Raw genomic sequence first — 17,208 nt, forward strand, 5'->3', positions numbered from 1 at the left:
CCCCCCGCTTCACACGCACGGATGCTTTTCTCAACGACGATGATCTAGGTGGTCTGTGCCGCCACCGGGTAGACGCTGATCTTTTGGCGCTGCTTATCCTTGTATTCAAAGGCCACCACCCCGTCGATCAGAGCAAACAAGGTGTAGTCCTTACCGATCCCCACATTTTTTCCAGGATGAAATTTGGTACCCAGCTGCCGGACCAAAATGTTGCCGGCACGGACAAACTCACCCCCGTATTTCTTAACGCCACGCCGTTGCCCGGCGCTGTCTCGACCGTTCCTTGAGCTGCCGCCTGCTTTCTTGTGTGCCATGGCTTATGCCTCCTCATTCCCGGCCGCCTTGACCTCCGAGACGGTCTGTTGCGAGGTGATGGGCAATCGATCCTCGATCCCCTCGATTTTCACCGCCGTATAGGCCTGTCGGTGCCCTTGCTTTTTGCGGGAATCCTTACGCCGCTTGTACTTAAAAATAACGATCTTGTCACCCCGGCCGTGCTCCACAATGCGAGCTCGCACCACCTTGCCCTCAACGAGAGGACGTCCCACATGAATCTCTTCTCCATCAGCCACCAGAAGCACACGATCCAAAAGGATCTCTTCTCCGGCTTCTCCGGGAAGCTTTTCCACTTTGAGCAACGCACCGGGTTCGGCTTTGTACTGTTTTCCCCCACATTCCACGATCGCGTACATCGGCTCGTCCTCCGCCTTTTTGCTGCATGAGCCTCTCCGCTTTGTTCCTGACACGACAAAAAAAGCGGCCCGCGGCCGCTCGGTGACAGGCGCACGGAGTGCTTTGTCATCTTCGAGCGTATGTGCCTTTCCGTGTGAGCATTTCCTGAAACTCTTTCAGTTTCTCACAATCTTCCAGGCACTTGTTTTTGTCCTGGTCCTTTTTGTCACAATCCAGACAAGGGCTTCGCAGTCGCATACCATGCGGGCTCCTTCCAGAAGCGACGTAACGGGGTCTTATAAATGGCCTTCCTGGATCCTGTCAAGGTTTTTCCCTCGCTTCAGGGAACTCGCACATGAGCCTTCACAAAAGGCATGGATTGGCATAAAGAGGCCTTGTGTTGAGCGGCAATGATACCGGTGTGTTCATAAAGAAAACGGGAAGAGGAAATTTTGACATGACAACACATCAAAGCTCAGAGCGCGTCTTTTACCGAAACCTTCGCAAGACCTACCCCGTCGTGGATCGTGGTGAAGGGATTTTCATATGGGATAAGGAAGGCCGTCGTTACATCGACGGTTCCGGTGGTGCGTGCGTGGTCAGCATCGGCCATGGAGTGCCGGAGATTCTGGAAGCCATGAAAGCTCAGGCGCAGCGTATCTGCTTTGCTCATAGCAGCCACTTCACCAGTGAAGCCGCCCTGGAATGCGCCGACCTTTTAACCCGCATGGCTCCTGACCCTTCCCTCAATCGCGTCTATTTTCTTTCCGGAGGATCCGAGGCGGTGGAAACGGCCGTCAAGGTCGTGCGTCAATATTGGAGAGAAGTAGGAAAGCCGGATAAATACAAGGTAATCAGCCGTTGGACCAGCTTCCACGGAAACACCACAGGGGCACTGGCTCTAGGAGGTCACACTGGTCGTCGCCGCCATTATCTTCCTCTCTTCCTTCATACACCGCATATTGAACCGGCGTACTGTTACCGATGCCCCTTTGGACGGGAGCCCGAAACATGTCATTTGGAATGCGCCGACCAACTGGAACGCACCATCAAATATGAAGGCCCGGACGCCGTCGCCGCCTTTATTGCCGAGCCCGTAGTGGGAGCCACGGCAGGGGCCTTGGTTCCCAAGGACGGTTACTGGCAACGTATCCGTGAAATTTGTAATGCTTATGAAGTGAAACTCATCGCCGACGAGGTCATGACCGGTGTTGGGCGAACAGGACGACGATTTGCCCTGGATCATTGGGGAGTCGTGCCGGATGTCATCGTCGCCGCAAAGGGCCTGAGTTCAGGGTATACGCCTTTGGGAGCCGTGGTGGTGAAAGAGGAAATCCACGAAGCCATCAAGCAAGGGACAGGGGCCTTCGTCCACGGCCACACCTACTGCCAGAATCCCCTATCTGTCGCCATTGGAGCAGCGGTGTTGCGTTACATCGAAGAACACAAGCTTGTCGAACGATCGGCCGCCATGGGCAAGGTGCTTCTGGAACACCTTCAATCCCTTCGAAAACATGCCATTGTTGGCGATGTACGCGGCCTCGGCCTGTTTGCGGGCATCGAACTGGTTCAAGATCGAAACACCAAGCAGACTTTTCCTCCAACCCTTAAAGTGAATGCTCGAGTGGCCCAGGAAGCCTTTGAACGAGGCCTGATCACGTATCCAGGATCCGGAGGCGCGGATGGTATCCATGGAGATCATCTTCTGCTGGCTCCGCCATTTATCATCGATGAGGAAGGCATCGCCCACATGACACGTATACTTGACGATGCCTTGGGCGCCGTGTCGTCCCAGGTTCTCTGAACCCCTCGAGACTTTCAAGACCTTGTCTGCAATCGTGGCTCGATTCTTTACTGGGCACGTCGAGGCGTGCCCCTCTTTCTTGATCTCGACCCCTCAAACGCCGCTGCCCCTAAAACCCAATCGAAAACCATCATTTCCTTGAAGTGCGGGGCTTTGGCCCGCTTATGATGCGGGCGAAGTGTTCGCGCTTTAAGGACCTCGTCCGGTATCATTTTGTAGGGGCGAGGCGGGGCCTCGTTCCTACCTTGAAATGCCATTAAAAACCTTGGTGTTGCGAGTTCTCGGAGAAGCTCTCTGCGTCAGGTTTTTTACAACACTTCAAATGATGTTCCGAAAAAGGTTTTCAAACCCTGTGGAATTCAAAACCAGGAAGGGTCAAACGTTTTTCCAAAGCTTTGAGAATCCATGTGGCAAGGGTGACAAACAGGAGGTAGACAAACCCTACAGCGGCAAAAACTTCGGTGTATTTGAAGGTGGAGGAGGCGATGATTTTACCTTCTCCTGTAAGTTCAATGCACGTCACCATATAGGCCAATGAAGAATACTTGATCAGATAAATCCATTCATTGCCGCAGCCAGGAAGGGCTCGCCTTACGGCCTGAGGCAAAATGATATACACGATGGTTTGCAAGCGGCTCATGCCGATGGCCTGAGCCGCCAAAATCTGACCGCGTTTGATGGCCAGCAAAGCCCCTCGAATGTACTCCGAATGATAGGCCCCACTGCAGAGCGTAAAGCCCAGAACGGCGGCTTGAAAGGGTGTGAGGTACAGTCCGAGGCGAGGCATTCCGAAATACCAGATGTAGAGCTGCACCAGAAGCGGAAAACCCCTGAAAACCGCCACATAGGCGTCAGCCAGCCAGCGAACAGGCGGCGCCGCATAGACTCGGCACGAGCCTGCCAGCACACCACAGGCAAAGCCCAATACAGCCGAAGGAACAATCAGGCGCACCGAAACCGCGGCACCTCGAAGCAAGGCAGGAATCAGTTCTCTCGAGAGAAAAATCAATTCTTCCGAAATCACAATCGAGCACCTAACTGATCGATCTTCGCACAGAACTCGCGGGTGCGGGCGCATCTCGCCTCATCCAGGATGACGTTGGGAGGTCCCTGTTCCACGATCTGACCGTCTTCCATGAAGATCATTTCGTGAGCCAGAGCACGGGCAAATCCGATTTGATGCGTCGCCATGATCATGGTCATGCCGGAGGCTCCCAGATCTCGAATCACCGCATGCACCTCCCCGATCAGTTCCGGATCCAAGGCCGAGGTCGGTTCATCCAAAAGCATCACTTTTGGATCCAGAGCCAAAGCTCGAGCGATGGAAACCCTTTGTTTTTGACCGCCGGAGAGTTCCGCAGGATACTTGCCGGCATGCTCTGCCAGACCTACCCGTTCCAATTCTGCCATGGCGCGTTGATGCGCCTCTTTCCGATTCATTTTCTTCACTCGAAGGAGACCTATTTCCACGTTTCCCAGCGCCGTAAGGTGATCAAAGAGGTTGAATTCCTGAAAAATCATGCCAACCTGCTGCCGGTAAGCGTAAAGCTCCCTTTTACGGCAGGGATCGATGCGCCGTCCTTCCAGAACAATGCTCCCTTCGTCAGGCATGACGAGGAAGTTGATCATCTGCAACAAGGTGCTCTTACCCGCTCCCGACGGACCTATAAGGACTTTGATTTCGCCTCGGCGCAACGCCAAGGAAACCCCCTTGACGATTTCCTTATCCCCGTAATGCTTACGAATCTTATGAACTTCCAGAATGGTTTCCATGATCTTTTCGAAAAACACTCCTTAAACATAGCCCTTCATCCGGACCCTTTTATGAACGGCTCCCAGGAGGCGGGTTCCCGCAAAGGTAAGGAGCATGAAGAGAAGACCCGCACTGATGTAGATGGGAAGATGTTGATAGGTGCGGGAAGCCACATGGTGAGCGCGCGCCATGATTTCTGCCACACCCAAGGCATAAGTCACCGCGGAATCCTTGAGCAGAATCGCATACTCATTGGACCAGCCGGGAACCGCTAGACGCAGAGCCTGAGGAAGAACAATGAAAACCACGGCCTGCAGGTCACTCATACCCACAGCGCGCGCCGCCTGCATCTGGCCTTCGGGTATGGACAAAATGGCTCCTCTAAGAATCTGGGATTGATACGCGCCGCTGATGCACCCCAAGACAATAACGGCCACGGCAAAAGCGGAGAGATCCAAGCCCAGAAAAGGAAAAATTCCGAAGTAAAAAAGGAACAGAAGCACCAGCAAAGGAACGCCTCGAAAAAACCAAACGTAAATGCCAATGATCCGCCGAAGCCACTTGGGACCATAGACCAGTCCAACGGCTAAAGGAAGGCCGATGGCCAAACCGAATGACAAAGCCCCCGCCACCACCACAAGAGTGACCCAGGTACCCTTGAAAACGTAAGGAAGGCCTTCCTTGAGAACCGCGATGAAATCCATGGTCTTTCGAACCCACCATCCATGAGCCCGCGCCGTCTTCAGCGCCCGCTTTGTGTTGAAACGTTGCAAAGAACGAGCGGTAACAGATAACAAACGCTTTAGGATCGTTCAAGGAAAATGGCGCCCTATACGGGAACCATTCCAAAGCCGCCAACGGTTCTAACAGGGTTGCACGGTTTCCGTTTTTTTGTTACCGAGAGGCAAACGGTAGAAAGTCGCCATAGAGGCACGTGACCTTTTTGAGCTTTCTTATGTTGGGTGAAGGATACCGGAAAAACACTCTTTCATCCTGTGGCTTGAAAAAGTCCGGGATGCAGCAGGGGGAAGGGCGGAAAATTTGGAGAATGAACATTTGCTAACCAGAGAAGGAGGATGAGGATGAAGCGGAGCGCACTGTTTCTTACTATGGTCTTTGTGCTGGGAACGGTTTTGTTTGCCATGGGTTCTGTTCCGTGTCAGGCCAAGACGGTTTTTGTCACCATCGGCACAGGCGGCATCACCGGAGTGTACTACCCCACTGGGGGTGCCATCTGTAAGATGATCAATGACAAAAGAGACACTTATGGCATCCGCTGCACTGTGGAAGCCACCGGAGGGTCGGTTTTCAACATCAACGCGGTTCTGGCCGGAGATCTGGAATTCGGTATCGCCCAATCGGACCGGCAGTATCAGGCCGTAAAGGGTGAGGCGGAATGGAAGGATAAGGGGCCTCAAAAGGATCTTCGAGCCGTGTTCAGCCTGCATCCCGAAGCCGTAACATTGGTGGCGGCGGAAGATGCCGGAATAAAGACCCTTGCAGACCTCAAGGGGAAAAGGGTCAACATCGGAAATCCAGGATCCGGCCAGCTGCAGAATTCCATCGATGTTCTGACCGCTTTCGGAATGGATTGGCAAAAAGACATTAAGGCGGAACAAGCCAAAGCGGCGGAAGCTCCGGGGCTTCTGCAAGACGGACGCATTGATGCTTTCTTCTACACCGTCGGCCATCCGAGCGGCGCTATTAAGGAAGCGACCGCCGGGCATCGTAAAGTGCGCTTCGTGCCCATTGAGGGAGCTCCCGTGGATGCCTTGATCCAGAAATACCCATATTATGCCAAGGCTATTATTCCTATCTCACTGTACGAAGGCGCCGGCAACAAGGAGGATGTTTCCACAGTAGGTGTCAAAGCCACCTTTGTCACGTCCGCAAAGACTCCGGATGATGTGGTTTACGCCATCGTCAAGGAGATTTTTGATAATTTGGAAAGTTTCAAATCCTTGCATCCGGCGTATGCCGTTTTGACCCCGTCCAACATGCTTGAAGGTTTGTCAGCTCCCTTTCATTCGGGTGCAGAAAAGTATTTTAAGGAAAAGGGCCTTCTAAAGTAGAGCCGGGTTTGGAGTCGGCGGCACGTCATGGCGCACCGCCGACTCCCGTCTCCCTTGCCATCCCACCTCGATCCACTAGGAGTGTCTTCGTTTCAAAGGATCCAGCATGACACCCGAACCGAAGGACCTGGACCAGGGTCTCGAATTGGCCAAAAATTTGGCCGATCAAGAAGCCGGCACGAGCAGGGCTAGCCGTGGCTTTGCAAAATGGGTCATCTCTACCGCGGCCATCTGTTGGTCACTCTTTCAGCTCTCCATTGCCAGTTGGCTTATTTTGGACTCATGGTACGTCAGAGCCATTCATTTGGCCTTCGCCATTTTTATCGTCTACCTCAGTTTTCCTATGTTTCGAAAGCCACGTCTTGGAATCCGGTACTGGGCCGCGACGGACCGAGTGCCTGCGCTGGATTGGATCCTCGCTGCGGCTGCCGCCATTTCGGCTCTCTATGTCATTCTAGACTATCAAGGAATCATCAACCGTTACGGCGCTCCCATTCCTCGCGATATCATCATGGGCTTCACCTTGATGGTGCTGCTTTTAGAAGCTTCTCGGCGCACCATTGGTCCGGCCTTGACCGTCATCGCCACGGTGTTCACACTGTACGCCTTTTTCGGGCCCTACATGCCGGACGTTATCGCCTTCAAAGGGGTTTCCCTGAATCGATTCGTCGGGCAAATGACCATGTCGACGGAAGGCATTTACGGTATTCCGCTTGACGTTTCGGCCACTATCGTTTTTCTCTTTGTTCTTTTTGGATCCATGCTGGATAAGGCCGGAGCCGGCCAATTTTTTATTCAGTTGGCTCTGAGTTTGCTCGGAGGATTCAAGGGAGGGCCCGCCAAAGCCGCCATTTTGAGCAGCGGCTTGACGGGAATGGTTTCAGGATCCAGTATCGCCAATGTGGTCACCACAGGCACCTTTACGATCCCGCTTATGAAACGCGTGGGTTACCCTCCAACTAAGGCGGCGGCGATCGAAGTTGCCGCCAGCACAGACGGTCAGTTGGCTCCCCCAATCATGGGTGCCGCCGCGTTTATCATCGCCGAATATGTGAACGTGCCTTACATTGAAGTGGTTAAAGCAGCCGCTATTCCTGCTTTCGCCTCTTATGCCGCGTTGCTTTTCATCTCCCATATTGAAGCTTCCAAGCTGGGTCTGCAGGGGCTTCCCCGTGAAGAACTTCCCTCTTTTTTCAAAACCCTTTTGGGTGGGCTTCAATACCTCATCCCTCTGACCATGCTGATTTATGAACTGGTGGTTCTTCGACATACTCCCCAAATGTCAGCCTTTAACGCCATTTGGGTACTTGCCATTCTAATGCTTTTGCAGCCGTGCCTTCGCGCTATCAAACAAAAGCAGTCCCTGGGGGCCGGCCTAAAGAAGGGTTTTCTCGACATTCTTGCGGCACTGGATGCTGGGGCTCGCAATATGCTCAGTGTGGCCATGGCCACGGCTGCGGCCGGCATCATTGTCGGTGTGGTGGCCATGGGGTTGGGAGGATTGGTGAACCAGGTGGTGGATGGACTTTCAGGAGGCAACATCTATCTTCTGCTGGTCATCACAGCTATTGCCAGTCTTATCATCGGCATGGGACTGCCCACCACCGCCACTTATATTGTCATGGCTTCGTTAACGGCACCGGCCATCGTCACTGTGGGCGGATCTTACGGCTTTGAAGTGCCCCTTATAGCAGCTCATCTTTTCTGCTTCTTTTTCGGCATTCTTGCCGACGATACACCTCCCGTGGGTCTTGCAGCCTATGCAGCCTCGGCCATTGCCAAATCCGACCCCATTCGCACGGGACTTCAGGGCTTCATGTATGACATTCGAACCGCTATTCTTCCCTTTATGTTTATCTTCAATCACGACCTCATCCTTTACGGCGTGACCAGCTGGTCGCAAGGCTTGCTTATCTTTGTTATGGCCTGCCTCGGGAACTTCGCCTTCGCCGCAGCCACCCAAGGTTGGCTCATCACCCGCAATCGTATCTATGAAGTCCCTCTGCTTCTTGGAGTGACCCTGATCATGATGCGCCCTGATTTGACAGCCTCATGGATCGGGCTCGATTTTAGCCGTCGCTATTGGGCGTACGCCCTCGGTTTGGTGCTTTTTGGATTTATCTTTTTTCTTCAAAAACTTCGCTGCCCTAAACAGGCGACCCCATAAGCGCTTATCGGAAGAGGAAGAACGGTTTCCATGGAAAAACTAATCATCACCGTGGCCCTTACCGGAAATGTTCCCACAAAAAACATGAACCCGCATGTGCCCATGACCCCGGAAGAGATCGCTCAAGACGTGCGCCGATGTGCCGATGCCGGTGCGGTTCTTTTTCATGTGCACGCTCGAGATGACCATCTTAAGCCCACCTTGGATGTGCAGCGTTACAAAGAAAACGTGCGGCGAATTAAGGAGCTTGCTCCTGACGTGATTCTTCAGTTATCCACGGGGGCTAGAGCCGGCAAGGACTGGGAAGCTCGAGCCAACCCTGTCAGACTCCTTCCGGAAATGGCGTCTTTCACCACCGGGTCCAACAATCTGCCCGGCATTGTCTACGAAAATTCTCCTCAGTTCATCGATTTTTTGGCAGGAGTGTTCAAGGAAACAGGGGTCAAGCCGGAAATCGAGGTCTTTGAAGCGGGCATGATCAACAATGCCCTCTATCTTCAGCGTAAGGGCCTCATCCATCCGCCTCTGCACTTTGACTTCGTTCTTGGGGCCCCAGGATCCATGCCCGGATCCGTCAAGAACCTTCTGTTTCTCTCCGAAAGCATTCCACCTGGATCGACATGGAGCGTTGCCGGCATCGGCAAAATGGAAATACCGCTGGCCACCGCCGCGATTGTCATGGGAGGCCATGTGCGCGTCGGTTTGGAAGACAATCTTTTCATGCCGGACGGATCCCCTGCCACCAATCCAAAACTTGTGGAGAAAATTGTGCGGATCGCTCGAGAAACGGGACGCGACATCGCCTCCCCGAATGAAGCTCGAAAGATTCTGTCCCTGGACCCGGCCAGAAAAGACCTCATTTTGACCATGCTGGACTGACCCCATGTCTTTCTGGGATCGTCGACAAGCCATGGGGTGGGCTGCCGCCTTGCTGGGGGGCAGTGTCCTGGTGTCCCGGTTCATGGGTTTGGCTCGGGACAAGGTCATTTCCTACTATTTCGGAGCGACGGAAGAATCGGACGTTTATTTCGCGGCTTTCGTCATTCCCGATTTCATCAACTATCTTTTGGCAGGCGCCTATTTTTCCATCACCCTTATTCCCCTTCTCAGCCAACTCTTTCAAAAAGACGAAGAAGACGCGTGGCGTTTTTTTTCAGCCGTGACATTTTGGACCGCCATCATGAGTTCGGCCCTGTGCGCCGCCGTGGTTTTCTGGGCCCAACCACTGGCTCGATGGGCGGCTCCAGGCTTAAGCCCTGAAGCGGCAAAACGCCTCGCTTTCTTCCTTCGCATCGTGGCTCCGGCCCAGGTGTTTTTTCTTCTCGGCTCCTGCTTCAGTGCCATTTTATATCTGCGAAAACAGTTTCAGGCTCCGGCCCTGACCCCGCTTATCTACAACGGTTTCATTATCGCCATAGGCGTTCTCATGCGTCGATCGGGAATGTCGGGTTTCTGTTGGGGAGTGCTGGTCGGAGCGTTTTTGGGAAATTTTTTTCTGCCTGTTACAGCTGTGCGCCATGGAGGCGGTTTTCGGTGGCGTTGGACCGTATGGCACCCTTGGCTGAAAAAATTCCTGGCACTGGCCCTTCCACTTATGATCGGTCAATCGGTCGTGGTGCTGGACGAACAACTGGTACGCATTTTTGGATCCTTGGCCGCCGTCGGCGCCATCAGCTGGCTCAATTACGCCCGACGCATCATGCTTGTCCCCGTTGGTGTTGTGGCTCAAGCCGCCGGCACTGCGTCTTATCCCTTTCTTGCCGAAGCATACAGCAGCGGGAATATGGCAAAGTTTTTTGAAACCCTGAACACTGCTTTTCGTCATACCCTAGCCATTCTAATTCCTGTCTCTTTTTGGATGATATTGTGCGCCAAGCCCATCATCATTCTCATCTTTCAACAGGGGCGCTTCGGGGTCACGGACACCGTGGAAACCGTCTGGGCCTTGCGACTTTTTCTCATAGTGGTGTTTTGTTGGGGGATTCAACAGATTTTAGGACGCGCCTACTACGCACGGCAGGATACGATCACACCGGCCGTCATCGGTACGCTTTGCACTATGGCCGTGATTCCCTTGTATTACGTAGCGGCCGTGCATGGAGGCGCTCGAGGTGTCGCGGGGGCGAGCGCCTTTTCTGTTGCGCTCTATACGGGGGTCCTCTGTTTGTGGTGGAAGCACCGAATGGGCGCCCAAGCTTTTCAAGGCATCCTAAACCCATCCCTCAGGCTCACCCTTGTGACCCTTACCGCCGGGATCCCTTCAACCCTACCGCTCCTCTGGCCGTCTCGATGGTTATTATCCAACGAACTTCTCCAGGCCCTGTGTCAGTTGGCCCTTTCCGGCGTGATCTTCACCGTGACTTTTTTTACCCTGGGATTGCGATGGGCCAAAGATTTAGTCAGGCCTCTCTACCAACGCCTTCCTCTACCCAAGCCTCTCCGGTCCAAATTCCCACAATAGTTCCCGACTGCGAAGGGTCGTAGCCGCCCATGGCTTCCACAAGGCGTCGGAATCTTTCCGAGACGATGACGTTCAAGAGAGTTTGCATTTTGGCATCGTGCCAACACGCCTCAGGCACCACCAAGTCGTAGCGTTCTTCACACACGGGAATGAAGTCCAACCCGAGAGCTTTCGCCGCTGCGTATATGGCCATGCCGCAGTCGGCACTGCCACTCAACACGTTCACCGCCACGGCCATGTGGGTGTATTCTTCCCAATCGTAACCTTGAATCCCTTCGGGACCGCGCCCAATTTTAGACAATTCGTAGTCCAGAAGAATTCGCGTACCCGACCCCGCTTGCCGGTTCACGAAACGCACATCCGTTCGAAAGAGATCCTCTACGCCTTGAATATTTTTCGGGTTTCCCGAAGCCACCACCAAGCCCTGACGGCGACGGACAAGCTGCACAAGACGCACGGGAGTTCCCTTGAGGTAGCGTTCCACGTAGGAACGATTGTAATCGCCCGACGCCGTATCCAAAAGATGGGCTCCCGCACAGTGTGCCTGACCTCGCTTCAAAGCCAGAAGTCCTCCCAGACTCCCCACGTTGCTGGAAGAAAGGTGCAATCTCGAATCCGCACGCTTGAGTTCCGCCGCCAGCACATCCACTGTGTTGTCATGACTACCGATCATGACCACCGTGTGATCCAGATCCTCTGCGGAGCGTAAAAGACGCACTCGAACCGATTCCCCTTCTTGAATGCCTTCAGACTCTTGAGGAATCTGGACCAAGCCGTCCGCACGCACCAGGGATGTGATCACGCCCGCTCCTCTTTGAAGGGGCATAGCCACCAGGCGGCCCTGGACGCGGCCCACAATGACCCGAAGAAACTCTTCCAAACCCAGTTTCGAGGGCATCTTTCGGCCCATGACGGCTTCCACGGTATGCCAGCTTGGCTCGGCAAGACCTTGCATCCAATACAGTAATGGACGAACAAACTGTTCAAAAGCCATAATGGCCGACACGGGATAGCCGGGAAGCCCAATAAAAGGCTTTCCTTCCAGGATTCCTAAAAGCACGGGTTTTCCCGGCATCATGGTAACCCCATGAACTAGTAAGGTCCCCAGCTCCTGCAGCAATGACGCCGTGTAATCTTCTGAGCCGGCGGAAGACCCCGCATTGAAGACAATCATGTCGGCCTGGGAACCCGCCGCCTGCTGCATGTGAAACCGCAGGGTCGTCACGTCGTCTGGAATGCTCGGCTGGAGAAGGGCACAACCTCCTTCCTGAATCACCATGGCGGAGATTACCGCGCCGTTGAATTCCACAATCTGCCCGGGGGCCGCCGTGGCGGCTTTTTCCGCCGAAACCAGTTCGGAACCTGTGGGCTGAACCCACACGCGAGGCCTGGCATAAACGGCGACCGTGGAAACCCCCGCAGCCAGAAGAGCTCCAAGGTCTGCAGGTCGCAGGCGATGTTGCTGAGGCAGGAGCAATTCGCCCGCCACAATGTCCTCCCCTACCTTGCGCACATGTTGCCATGGAAAGGCTGCGGTGCGAATCTCGATGGTCTTATCATCCACGGGATGCACGTGTTCAACCATGAGAACAGCATCGGTGCCTTCGGGTAGAGGGTCCCCGGTGTCGACGGCAAAAGTCTGTCGGCCGATGGTAAGCTGTTTGGGACGCACAGCACTGGCCCCGAAGGTTTCCGATGCTTTCACGGCGTAACCGTCCATGGCGGCTCCATGGTAATGGGGCACCGACAGACGTGCGGTCACGGGCTGAGCCAACACACGGCCTAAAGCCTCAAGAACGGGTAGATGCTCAACCTCCGTTCGTCGGTCCTGAACCGCCTGCCGCCATTTCTCCCGAGCTTCCGCAAGGGTATGCATTTCCAAATAGATTTTTCTTTTCATAAAAGCGCGACGCCTCTTTCTAAACCCGCTGAAAACCGAACCGATTCCAAAACTCCCGTCGATACCGTCGCACCGATCCCAGGTGCACCTCCGCCACATGCACCTGTTCCAGAGCGTCCAATTCCACCGTCACCCAATCGTCTATGGTATCCAGGCTACGAAACCAGCGCCGAAAAGCCGCCTTATCCACAAAGCGAGGCGGCTGAATAACAAAGCTTCCACCTCCGTGTTGCCGGTAGCGTCGATCGGCGATCAGTGCATTGTAATCGGCCGTGTTGACACCCACCACGGCACAGAAATTGTCAAAGGCTCGCACTAAGGCCCCGGTTTTCCAATGACCTCGAAGAATAGGAAAGATGCTTATGTTAAAAACAATTTCCACGCCCTGATTGACCAGCTGCGTGGAGGCTTCGGGTTGTCCCCAAAAATCAATACAGACGGGAAGACCGATCTTTCCAAAATCCACAGGAAAAGCGCGAAAGACTCCGTCGCCCGGGGTAATGTGCAGATGATCGCGCTCCAGAGCCCCCACGTTGAACTTGCGCTGACGACCTAAAAGGCGGCCGGAACGGTCGAACAGGGTTGCCGTGTTGTAAAGGTGCTCACCGTCTTTTTCCACTATGCCTGCCACAATGTACGTGCGTAAATCCCGAGCGGCCTCGGCCAGCACCTCCTCCCCGGCATAAGGGAAATACTCGGGAAAACACACGATATCCAGTTGTTGACCTCGAATTCTTTCCAATAGATGCAGACCGTGTGCGATGTTTCTTGGATCATGGAATTCCGCGTATGGCTTGGGCTGGACCATCGCTACACGAATGGTGTCCTTCATGGTCGCTCCTTCAAGGCGTTTTCATCGATTGCAGAGGTATCTCTCCACACGAGATCAGCGTAATACGGAAAATGGTCCGAAGGATACCGGCCTTCAAAATGGTCTCTCACAATGCAGGCTTCTTGAACTCCAAAATGAAAAGAAACCAGAATCCAGTCCATGCGGCTTTTTTGCGGCACACCTGAAAAACCGTGGTGTGTTTTTTCCGTTTCCCCTTCCTCCTTGCCGGCAACACCCCAACTGTCCTGCAGGCCCACAGAGGGATCGGTCAAGATCCGGTGCACCAAGGATCCCGGCGCATCGTTGAAATCCCCCATAACGATGTGGGCTCCGGGATGTTCCGTCACCCACCGGACAAGAATCCTGGCCTGCTCCACGCGGGCTTCAACGCCTATATGATCCAGATGCGTCACGGAAATCCACAGGTCCTTTCCCGTAGCCTTTTCCACCACTTTGGCCCAGCTCATCATTCGAGGAAAGGCACTGTCCCAGTCTTTGCTTCGATGCACATGCGGGGTTCGAGACAGCCAAAATTCGGCGCCGTCCGCCACTATGCCCCACTCCTTGCGGAGAAAGAGGGTGGGATATTGGCATGTGTCATCCAATACGCGATGAGGTGCATGGATTTCATAATCTTCAAGTTCCCGGTCCAAGTACTGAAGCATACTCCAGCGACCTTCCTGGGTTCCCAGCACGTCAGGCCGGTAGTAACGCACCGTTTTCACCACTAAATCACGGCGGTAAATCCAACTGTTTTCTCCATCCCTGTCGTTTTCAAAACGCAGGTTAAAGGTCATGACACGCATGGTGTTCCTGCCGTTTTCCTCAAGGTATGAAAGGGTTTCCCTTTCTCAAAATGGCAGATTCCAAGCCCTCTGACAACTCATTTCCCTGTTTTTTTCATTCATGTTTCTTTCTCCATTTGCCGATCAAAGGAAGTGAAAGGCAAGGGAATTGCATGTAGTAAAGACTAACAACAGGCGTTAAACCCTTACTGGAAAAGGGGTTCCGTTCTGGAACCTTTGCGGTTCCAAAAGGTCTTTGGGTCCGCCGGAAAGACTGACAAAGAGCCGTGGGTTTCAGATTTCGAGCCTTTGACGCCTTAAAACGAACCGCCCGCATGGGCGCATGAAGGAGACAAGACATGGAGGCGACCATGGGTGTTTCTGCTTGGTTTGGCTACCTGTTTCTCTGGACTTTAGGATTCGCCGCGGCGGTGTGGGCGGCCAGACGGCTCGCCGTGGAAAAGCGTCCCTCGCGTCCTGAGTGACCTTTTAAGGCCTTTGGCAAGCCGTCAAAGGACCCTTTCTCACCGCCATCTACCGAGCTTGGGCACTCGCGGAGCACCTCCAATGCCGTGTCGCAAAGGAGGTCTCACATGAAACGATCCTGCCAAAACTGCACAAGCTGTCATTGTGAAACATCGGAAAACCTGTTTGTGGATGATTTCTTCCGCAGGGAAAACGCCTGCGTAGAAGGGGATTCCATGGCTTCTCACGGAGACAATCGGGATCAACTCTTTGAAAGATTCCGATTAAGCCTCGATCCCACGCACCATAGATACGTGGCCGGTTATCAATGGTTCTGTCGTGTGTGTGGAAAACCCGTCGCCAGTGAGGAAGTATGGTTTCCGTGCCGTCAAAAATTCGTCACAGTCAAAGTGGTCTGCCACCTCGGCTGCCATAACCACTGGCGTCTAAAAATTTACGCCCAACGTCCTGTGGGTTTAGTCAACGTGTGCTGAATGGTGACCAGAAGGTTCTGCGAGGACGTCTTTTTCCCGGGAGCGCGTCTGAAAACACATTTTTCCCTGGGAACTCGGGCGTCCCGTCCGCAAAATGAGCGATCCGGAAGCGCGTCCTGTGGAAATACCCCCGTTTCGGGTCTGTTGGGGCATGGCGGCGCCTTGCCCCTGCGCTGCAACATCATTGTTTCCCCGGGAGCTCGGGCCTCTGACTTGCCGTTTAAGCGGTCGGGACGTCCCCGCCCTGAAGGACAAATTTTCGGTCATCGTTGCAAGGGTGCACCGCTGAACCCGTTTCTATGCAGAACCTACAGGTATGTACGGACCCATGTCTCTGCCCGAATCAAGCACGATCCATAGGGGCGGACCGATGTGGCCGCCCCTAGGCCGTTCAAGCACGACAATCCTTTGAGGCGGACACCAGGTCCGCCCCTCTACAGATGGGCTAGCGGCAGCACCCTACCAGCTTGCGCGACATAGAAAAAAGACCATGGCTTTCCTGGAAGCTCGATTTCCACCACGCTTGTGTTCCGAACGCCACGCTCAGGATAAGCGCGGGATCCCTGCGCTCCCAGCGGAAACCCAGTTTCAGGCCTTTTGTGGAAAGCGTGGTTGATGATCCGAGCTCACAGACCCGACTTTTGGGAATGACTGATCCTGAACGAAGTCGCACGAAACCCTAGGGCCATCCCTGTGATGGTTTCTAGGTTTCGGTTCTGCCTTTGGCTTTGTAAAAGTCTATCAGGAACTGGGCCTCGATGGGGGAAAGGTCGAAACGCAAAATGGCCTCATGAACAATTTTTTGAACAGGTTTGTCCGGGCTTTCCTGCACACAGGAGGACACCCACTTCACGGCCTTGCGAATGGCTTCCCCTTCGGGCATTACCGTCGTCATGAACGTTTGCTCCCCTTCTCTGACTTTTCCCATTTTCGTCGGAATGTTTTCGGCACCCTTGCACCTTTTTTCACCACTTTTTTAGCATCTATGTCTCAGTCTGTCATGTGCATTTCGGGGCTCTGAAAAACCACGCGTCAATCGGCTCTGGACGCAAGCAACAAGAGGACTTAATGAATAAAAACAACGAATCCTTGGAATGCACGTTCCAAGGTGCCTGTGAAAACCACGCATGGTTTTTGGTCACTCATGAAGGAGTGCACGATGAAGAAAAAACCAAACCCCTGGATTTTGGCGTGGATGGTCTTCAGCGCAAGCTGGAACGCGACGGCGGCGTATGGGAAGATTTGGACTTTTGACCCTTCACACACCAGCGTCACTTTCACTATTCAGCATATTTTGGCAAAGGTTGCAGGAACGTTCGATGATGTTCAGGGCTACGTCGTCTTTGATCCGGCACAGCCTGAAAAGGGTTCCGTGCACGTCACCATTCCCGTAAGATCCATTAATACGCGCGTGGATAAACGGGACGCTCACCTGCGGTCTCCTGATTTTTTTGATGCCGAAAAGTACCCGGTGATGACTTTTATGAGTTCTCAAATTGTTCCTGGAAATGATTCAAAAACGTTTGTCGCTCGAGGAACGCTCACCATCAAAAACATAAGCCGGCCCTTGGACTTACCCTTCGTATACCTCGGCACCCGACCCCATCCCTTTGATGCGTCAAAAGAAATCATTGGTTTTGAAGCCCAGACGATCATCGACCGTCTGGAATTCGGAGTGGGTAACGGGCAATTTTTTCGCCAAGGTTTGATCGGCAAAGATGTCTTTGTGGCAATTTTTGTGGAAATGCTTCGAGAAAGGGAAGAATCGAAATAAGGCTCAGAGGGATTTTTCCCTGAAAGGAT

At 53.7% G+C, this 17,208-nt stretch carries 18 protein-coding genes; 8 read left to right on the forward strand and 10 right to left on the reverse strand.

The annotated features are described in order from the left end of the window. Window positions 1–44 precede the first annotated feature (44 nt). From rpmA to WHS46_06235, 3 genes are all read right to left on the reverse strand, one after another. Window positions 45–314: a 50S ribosomal protein L27 gene (gene rpmA / locus WHS46_06225; protein MEJ5348267.1), complete on the reverse strand. Its 270-nt coding sequence runs from the start codon at window positions 312–314 to the stop codon at window positions 45–47. A gap of 3 nt (window positions 315–317) precedes the next feature. Beyond that, window positions 318–692, reverse strand: coding sequence for a 50S ribosomal protein L21 (rplU, locus tag WHS46_06230; protein ID MEJ5348268.1), 375 nt, complete (start codon window positions 690–692; stop codon window positions 318–320). A 106-nt stretch (window positions 693–798) separates the two neighbouring features. Beyond that, window positions 799–930 carry a hypothetical protein gene (locus WHS46_06235; GenBank protein MEJ5348269.1) on the reverse strand — a complete coding sequence of 44 codons (132 nt, stop codon included), beginning with the start codon at window positions 928–930 and terminating at the stop codon, window positions 799–801. 199 nt (window positions 931–1,129) lie between these two features. Here WHS46_06235 and WHS46_06240 point away from each other — a divergent pair, with 199 nt between their 5' ends. Next, window positions 1,130–2,476, forward strand: coding sequence for an aspartate aminotransferase family protein (locus WHS46_06240; protein MEJ5348270.1), 1,347 nt, complete (start codon window positions 1,130–1,132; stop codon window positions 2,474–2,476). Window positions 2,477–2,819: 343 nt separating this feature from the next. On the opposite strand, the gene WHS46_06245 is transcribed toward WHS46_06240, so the two are convergent. Genes WHS46_06245 through WHS46_06255 form a run of 3 tightly spaced genes read right to left on the reverse strand, consistent with a single transcriptional unit; the run spans window position 2,820 to window position 5,026 of the window. Continuing rightward, window positions 2,820–3,500 (reverse strand): amino acid ABC transporter permease, encoded by a 681-nt coding sequence (locus WHS46_06245; GenBank protein MEJ5348271.1) that lies wholly within the window; start codon window positions 3,498–3,500, stop codon window positions 2,820–2,822. Then, window positions 3,497–4,249 (reverse strand): amino acid ABC transporter ATP-binding protein, encoded by a 753-nt coding sequence (locus WHS46_06250; GenBank protein ID MEJ5348272.1) that lies wholly within the window; start codon window positions 4,247–4,249, stop codon window positions 3,497–3,499. Before WHS46_06250 ends, WHS46_06245 begins: the two co-directional genes overlap by 4 nt. A gap of 21 nt (window positions 4,250–4,270) precedes the next feature. Further along, on the reverse strand, window positions 4,271–5,026 hold the full coding sequence (locus tag WHS46_06255; protein ID MEJ5348273.1) for an amino acid ABC transporter permease: 756 nt from the start codon (window positions 5,024–5,026) through the stop codon (window positions 4,271–4,273). Between the two features lie 285 nt (window positions 5,027–5,311). Here WHS46_06255 and WHS46_06260 point away from each other — a divergent pair, with 285 nt between their 5' ends. From WHS46_06260 to murJ, 4 genes are all read left to right on the forward strand, one after another. Then, window positions 5,312–6,301 (forward strand): TAXI family TRAP transporter solute-binding subunit, encoded by a 990-nt coding sequence (locus tag WHS46_06260; protein ID MEJ5348274.1) that lies wholly within the window; start codon window positions 5,312–5,314, stop codon window positions 6,299–6,301. Window positions 6,302–6,407: 106 nt separating this feature from the next. Further along, complete coding sequence (locus WHS46_06265) at window positions 6,408–8,468, forward strand: TRAP transporter permease (GenBank protein MEJ5348275.1); 2,061 nt, start codon at window positions 6,408–6,410, stop codon at window positions 8,466–8,468. A gap of 30 nt (window positions 8,469–8,498) precedes the next feature. Beyond that, window positions 8,499–9,347: a 3-keto-5-aminohexanoate cleavage protein gene (locus tag WHS46_06270; GenBank protein ID MEJ5348276.1), complete on the forward strand. Its 849-nt coding sequence runs from the start codon at window positions 8,499–8,501 to the stop codon at window positions 9,345–9,347. A 4-nt stretch (window positions 9,348–9,351) separates the two neighbouring features. Beyond that, the gene (gene murJ, locus WHS46_06275) at window positions 9,352–10,929 is read left to right on the forward strand and encodes a murein biosynthesis integral membrane protein MurJ (protein ID MEJ5348277.1); all 1,578 of its coding nucleotides are present in this window, start codon (window positions 9,352–9,354) and stop codon (window positions 10,927–10,929) included. On the opposite strand, the gene WHS46_06280 is transcribed toward murJ, so the two are convergent. The 3 genes from WHS46_06280 to WHS46_06290 are packed head-to-tail and all read right to left on the reverse strand — an operon-like array spanning window position 10,868 to window position 14,467. After that, a complete protein-coding gene (locus WHS46_06280; protein ID MEJ5348278.1) occupies window positions 10,868–12,829 on the reverse strand; it encodes a molybdopterin biosynthesis protein in 1,962 nt (653 codons plus the stop codon). The two genes, murJ and WHS46_06280, sit on opposite strands and share 62 nt — an antisense overlap. A 19-nt stretch (window positions 12,830–12,848) precedes the next feature. Continuing rightward, complete coding sequence (locus WHS46_06285; GenBank protein MEJ5348279.1) at window positions 12,849–13,661, reverse strand: carbon-nitrogen hydrolase family protein; 813 nt, start codon at window positions 13,659–13,661, stop codon at window positions 12,849–12,851. Next, window positions 13,658–14,467: an endonuclease/exonuclease/phosphatase family protein gene (locus tag WHS46_06290; GenBank protein MEJ5348280.1), complete on the reverse strand. Its 810-nt coding sequence runs from the start codon at window positions 14,465–14,467 to the stop codon at window positions 13,658–13,660. Before WHS46_06290 ends, WHS46_06285 begins: the two co-directional genes overlap by 4 nt. A gap of 338 nt (window positions 14,468–14,805) precedes the next feature. Between WHS46_06290 and WHS46_06295 the strand changes: the two genes are divergently transcribed. Both WHS46_06295 and WHS46_06300 read left to right on the forward strand, forming a co-directional pair. Continuing rightward, window positions 14,806–14,931, forward strand: a complete 126-nt coding sequence (locus WHS46_06295) for a hypothetical protein (GenBank protein MEJ5348281.1) — start codon at window positions 14,806–14,808, stop codon at window positions 14,929–14,931. A gap of 108 nt (window positions 14,932–15,039) precedes the next feature. Further along, window positions 15,040–15,405 carry a hypothetical protein gene (locus WHS46_06300; GenBank protein MEJ5348282.1) on the forward strand — a complete coding sequence of 122 codons (366 nt, stop codon included), beginning with the start codon at window positions 15,040–15,042 and terminating at the stop codon, window positions 15,403–15,405. A 703-nt stretch (window positions 15,406–16,108) separates the two neighbouring features. Here the strand turns inward: WHS46_06300 and WHS46_06305 are convergent. Next, window positions 16,109–16,300: a hypothetical protein gene (locus WHS46_06305; GenBank protein MEJ5348283.1), complete on the reverse strand. Its 192-nt coding sequence runs from the start codon at window positions 16,298–16,300 to the stop codon at window positions 16,109–16,111. A 264-nt stretch (window positions 16,301–16,564) separates the two neighbouring features. Here WHS46_06305 and WHS46_06310 point away from each other — a divergent pair, with 264 nt between their 5' ends. Next, window positions 16,565–17,179 (forward strand): YceI family protein, encoded by a 615-nt coding sequence (locus tag WHS46_06310; protein MEJ5348284.1) that lies wholly within the window; start codon window positions 16,565–16,567, stop codon window positions 17,177–17,179. Window positions 17,180–17,208 lie beyond the last annotated feature (29 nt).

Source organism: Desulfosoma sp., assembly GCA_037481875.1.
GTDB lineage: Bacteria > Desulfobacterota > Syntrophobacteria > Syntrophobacterales > DSM-9756 > Desulfosoma.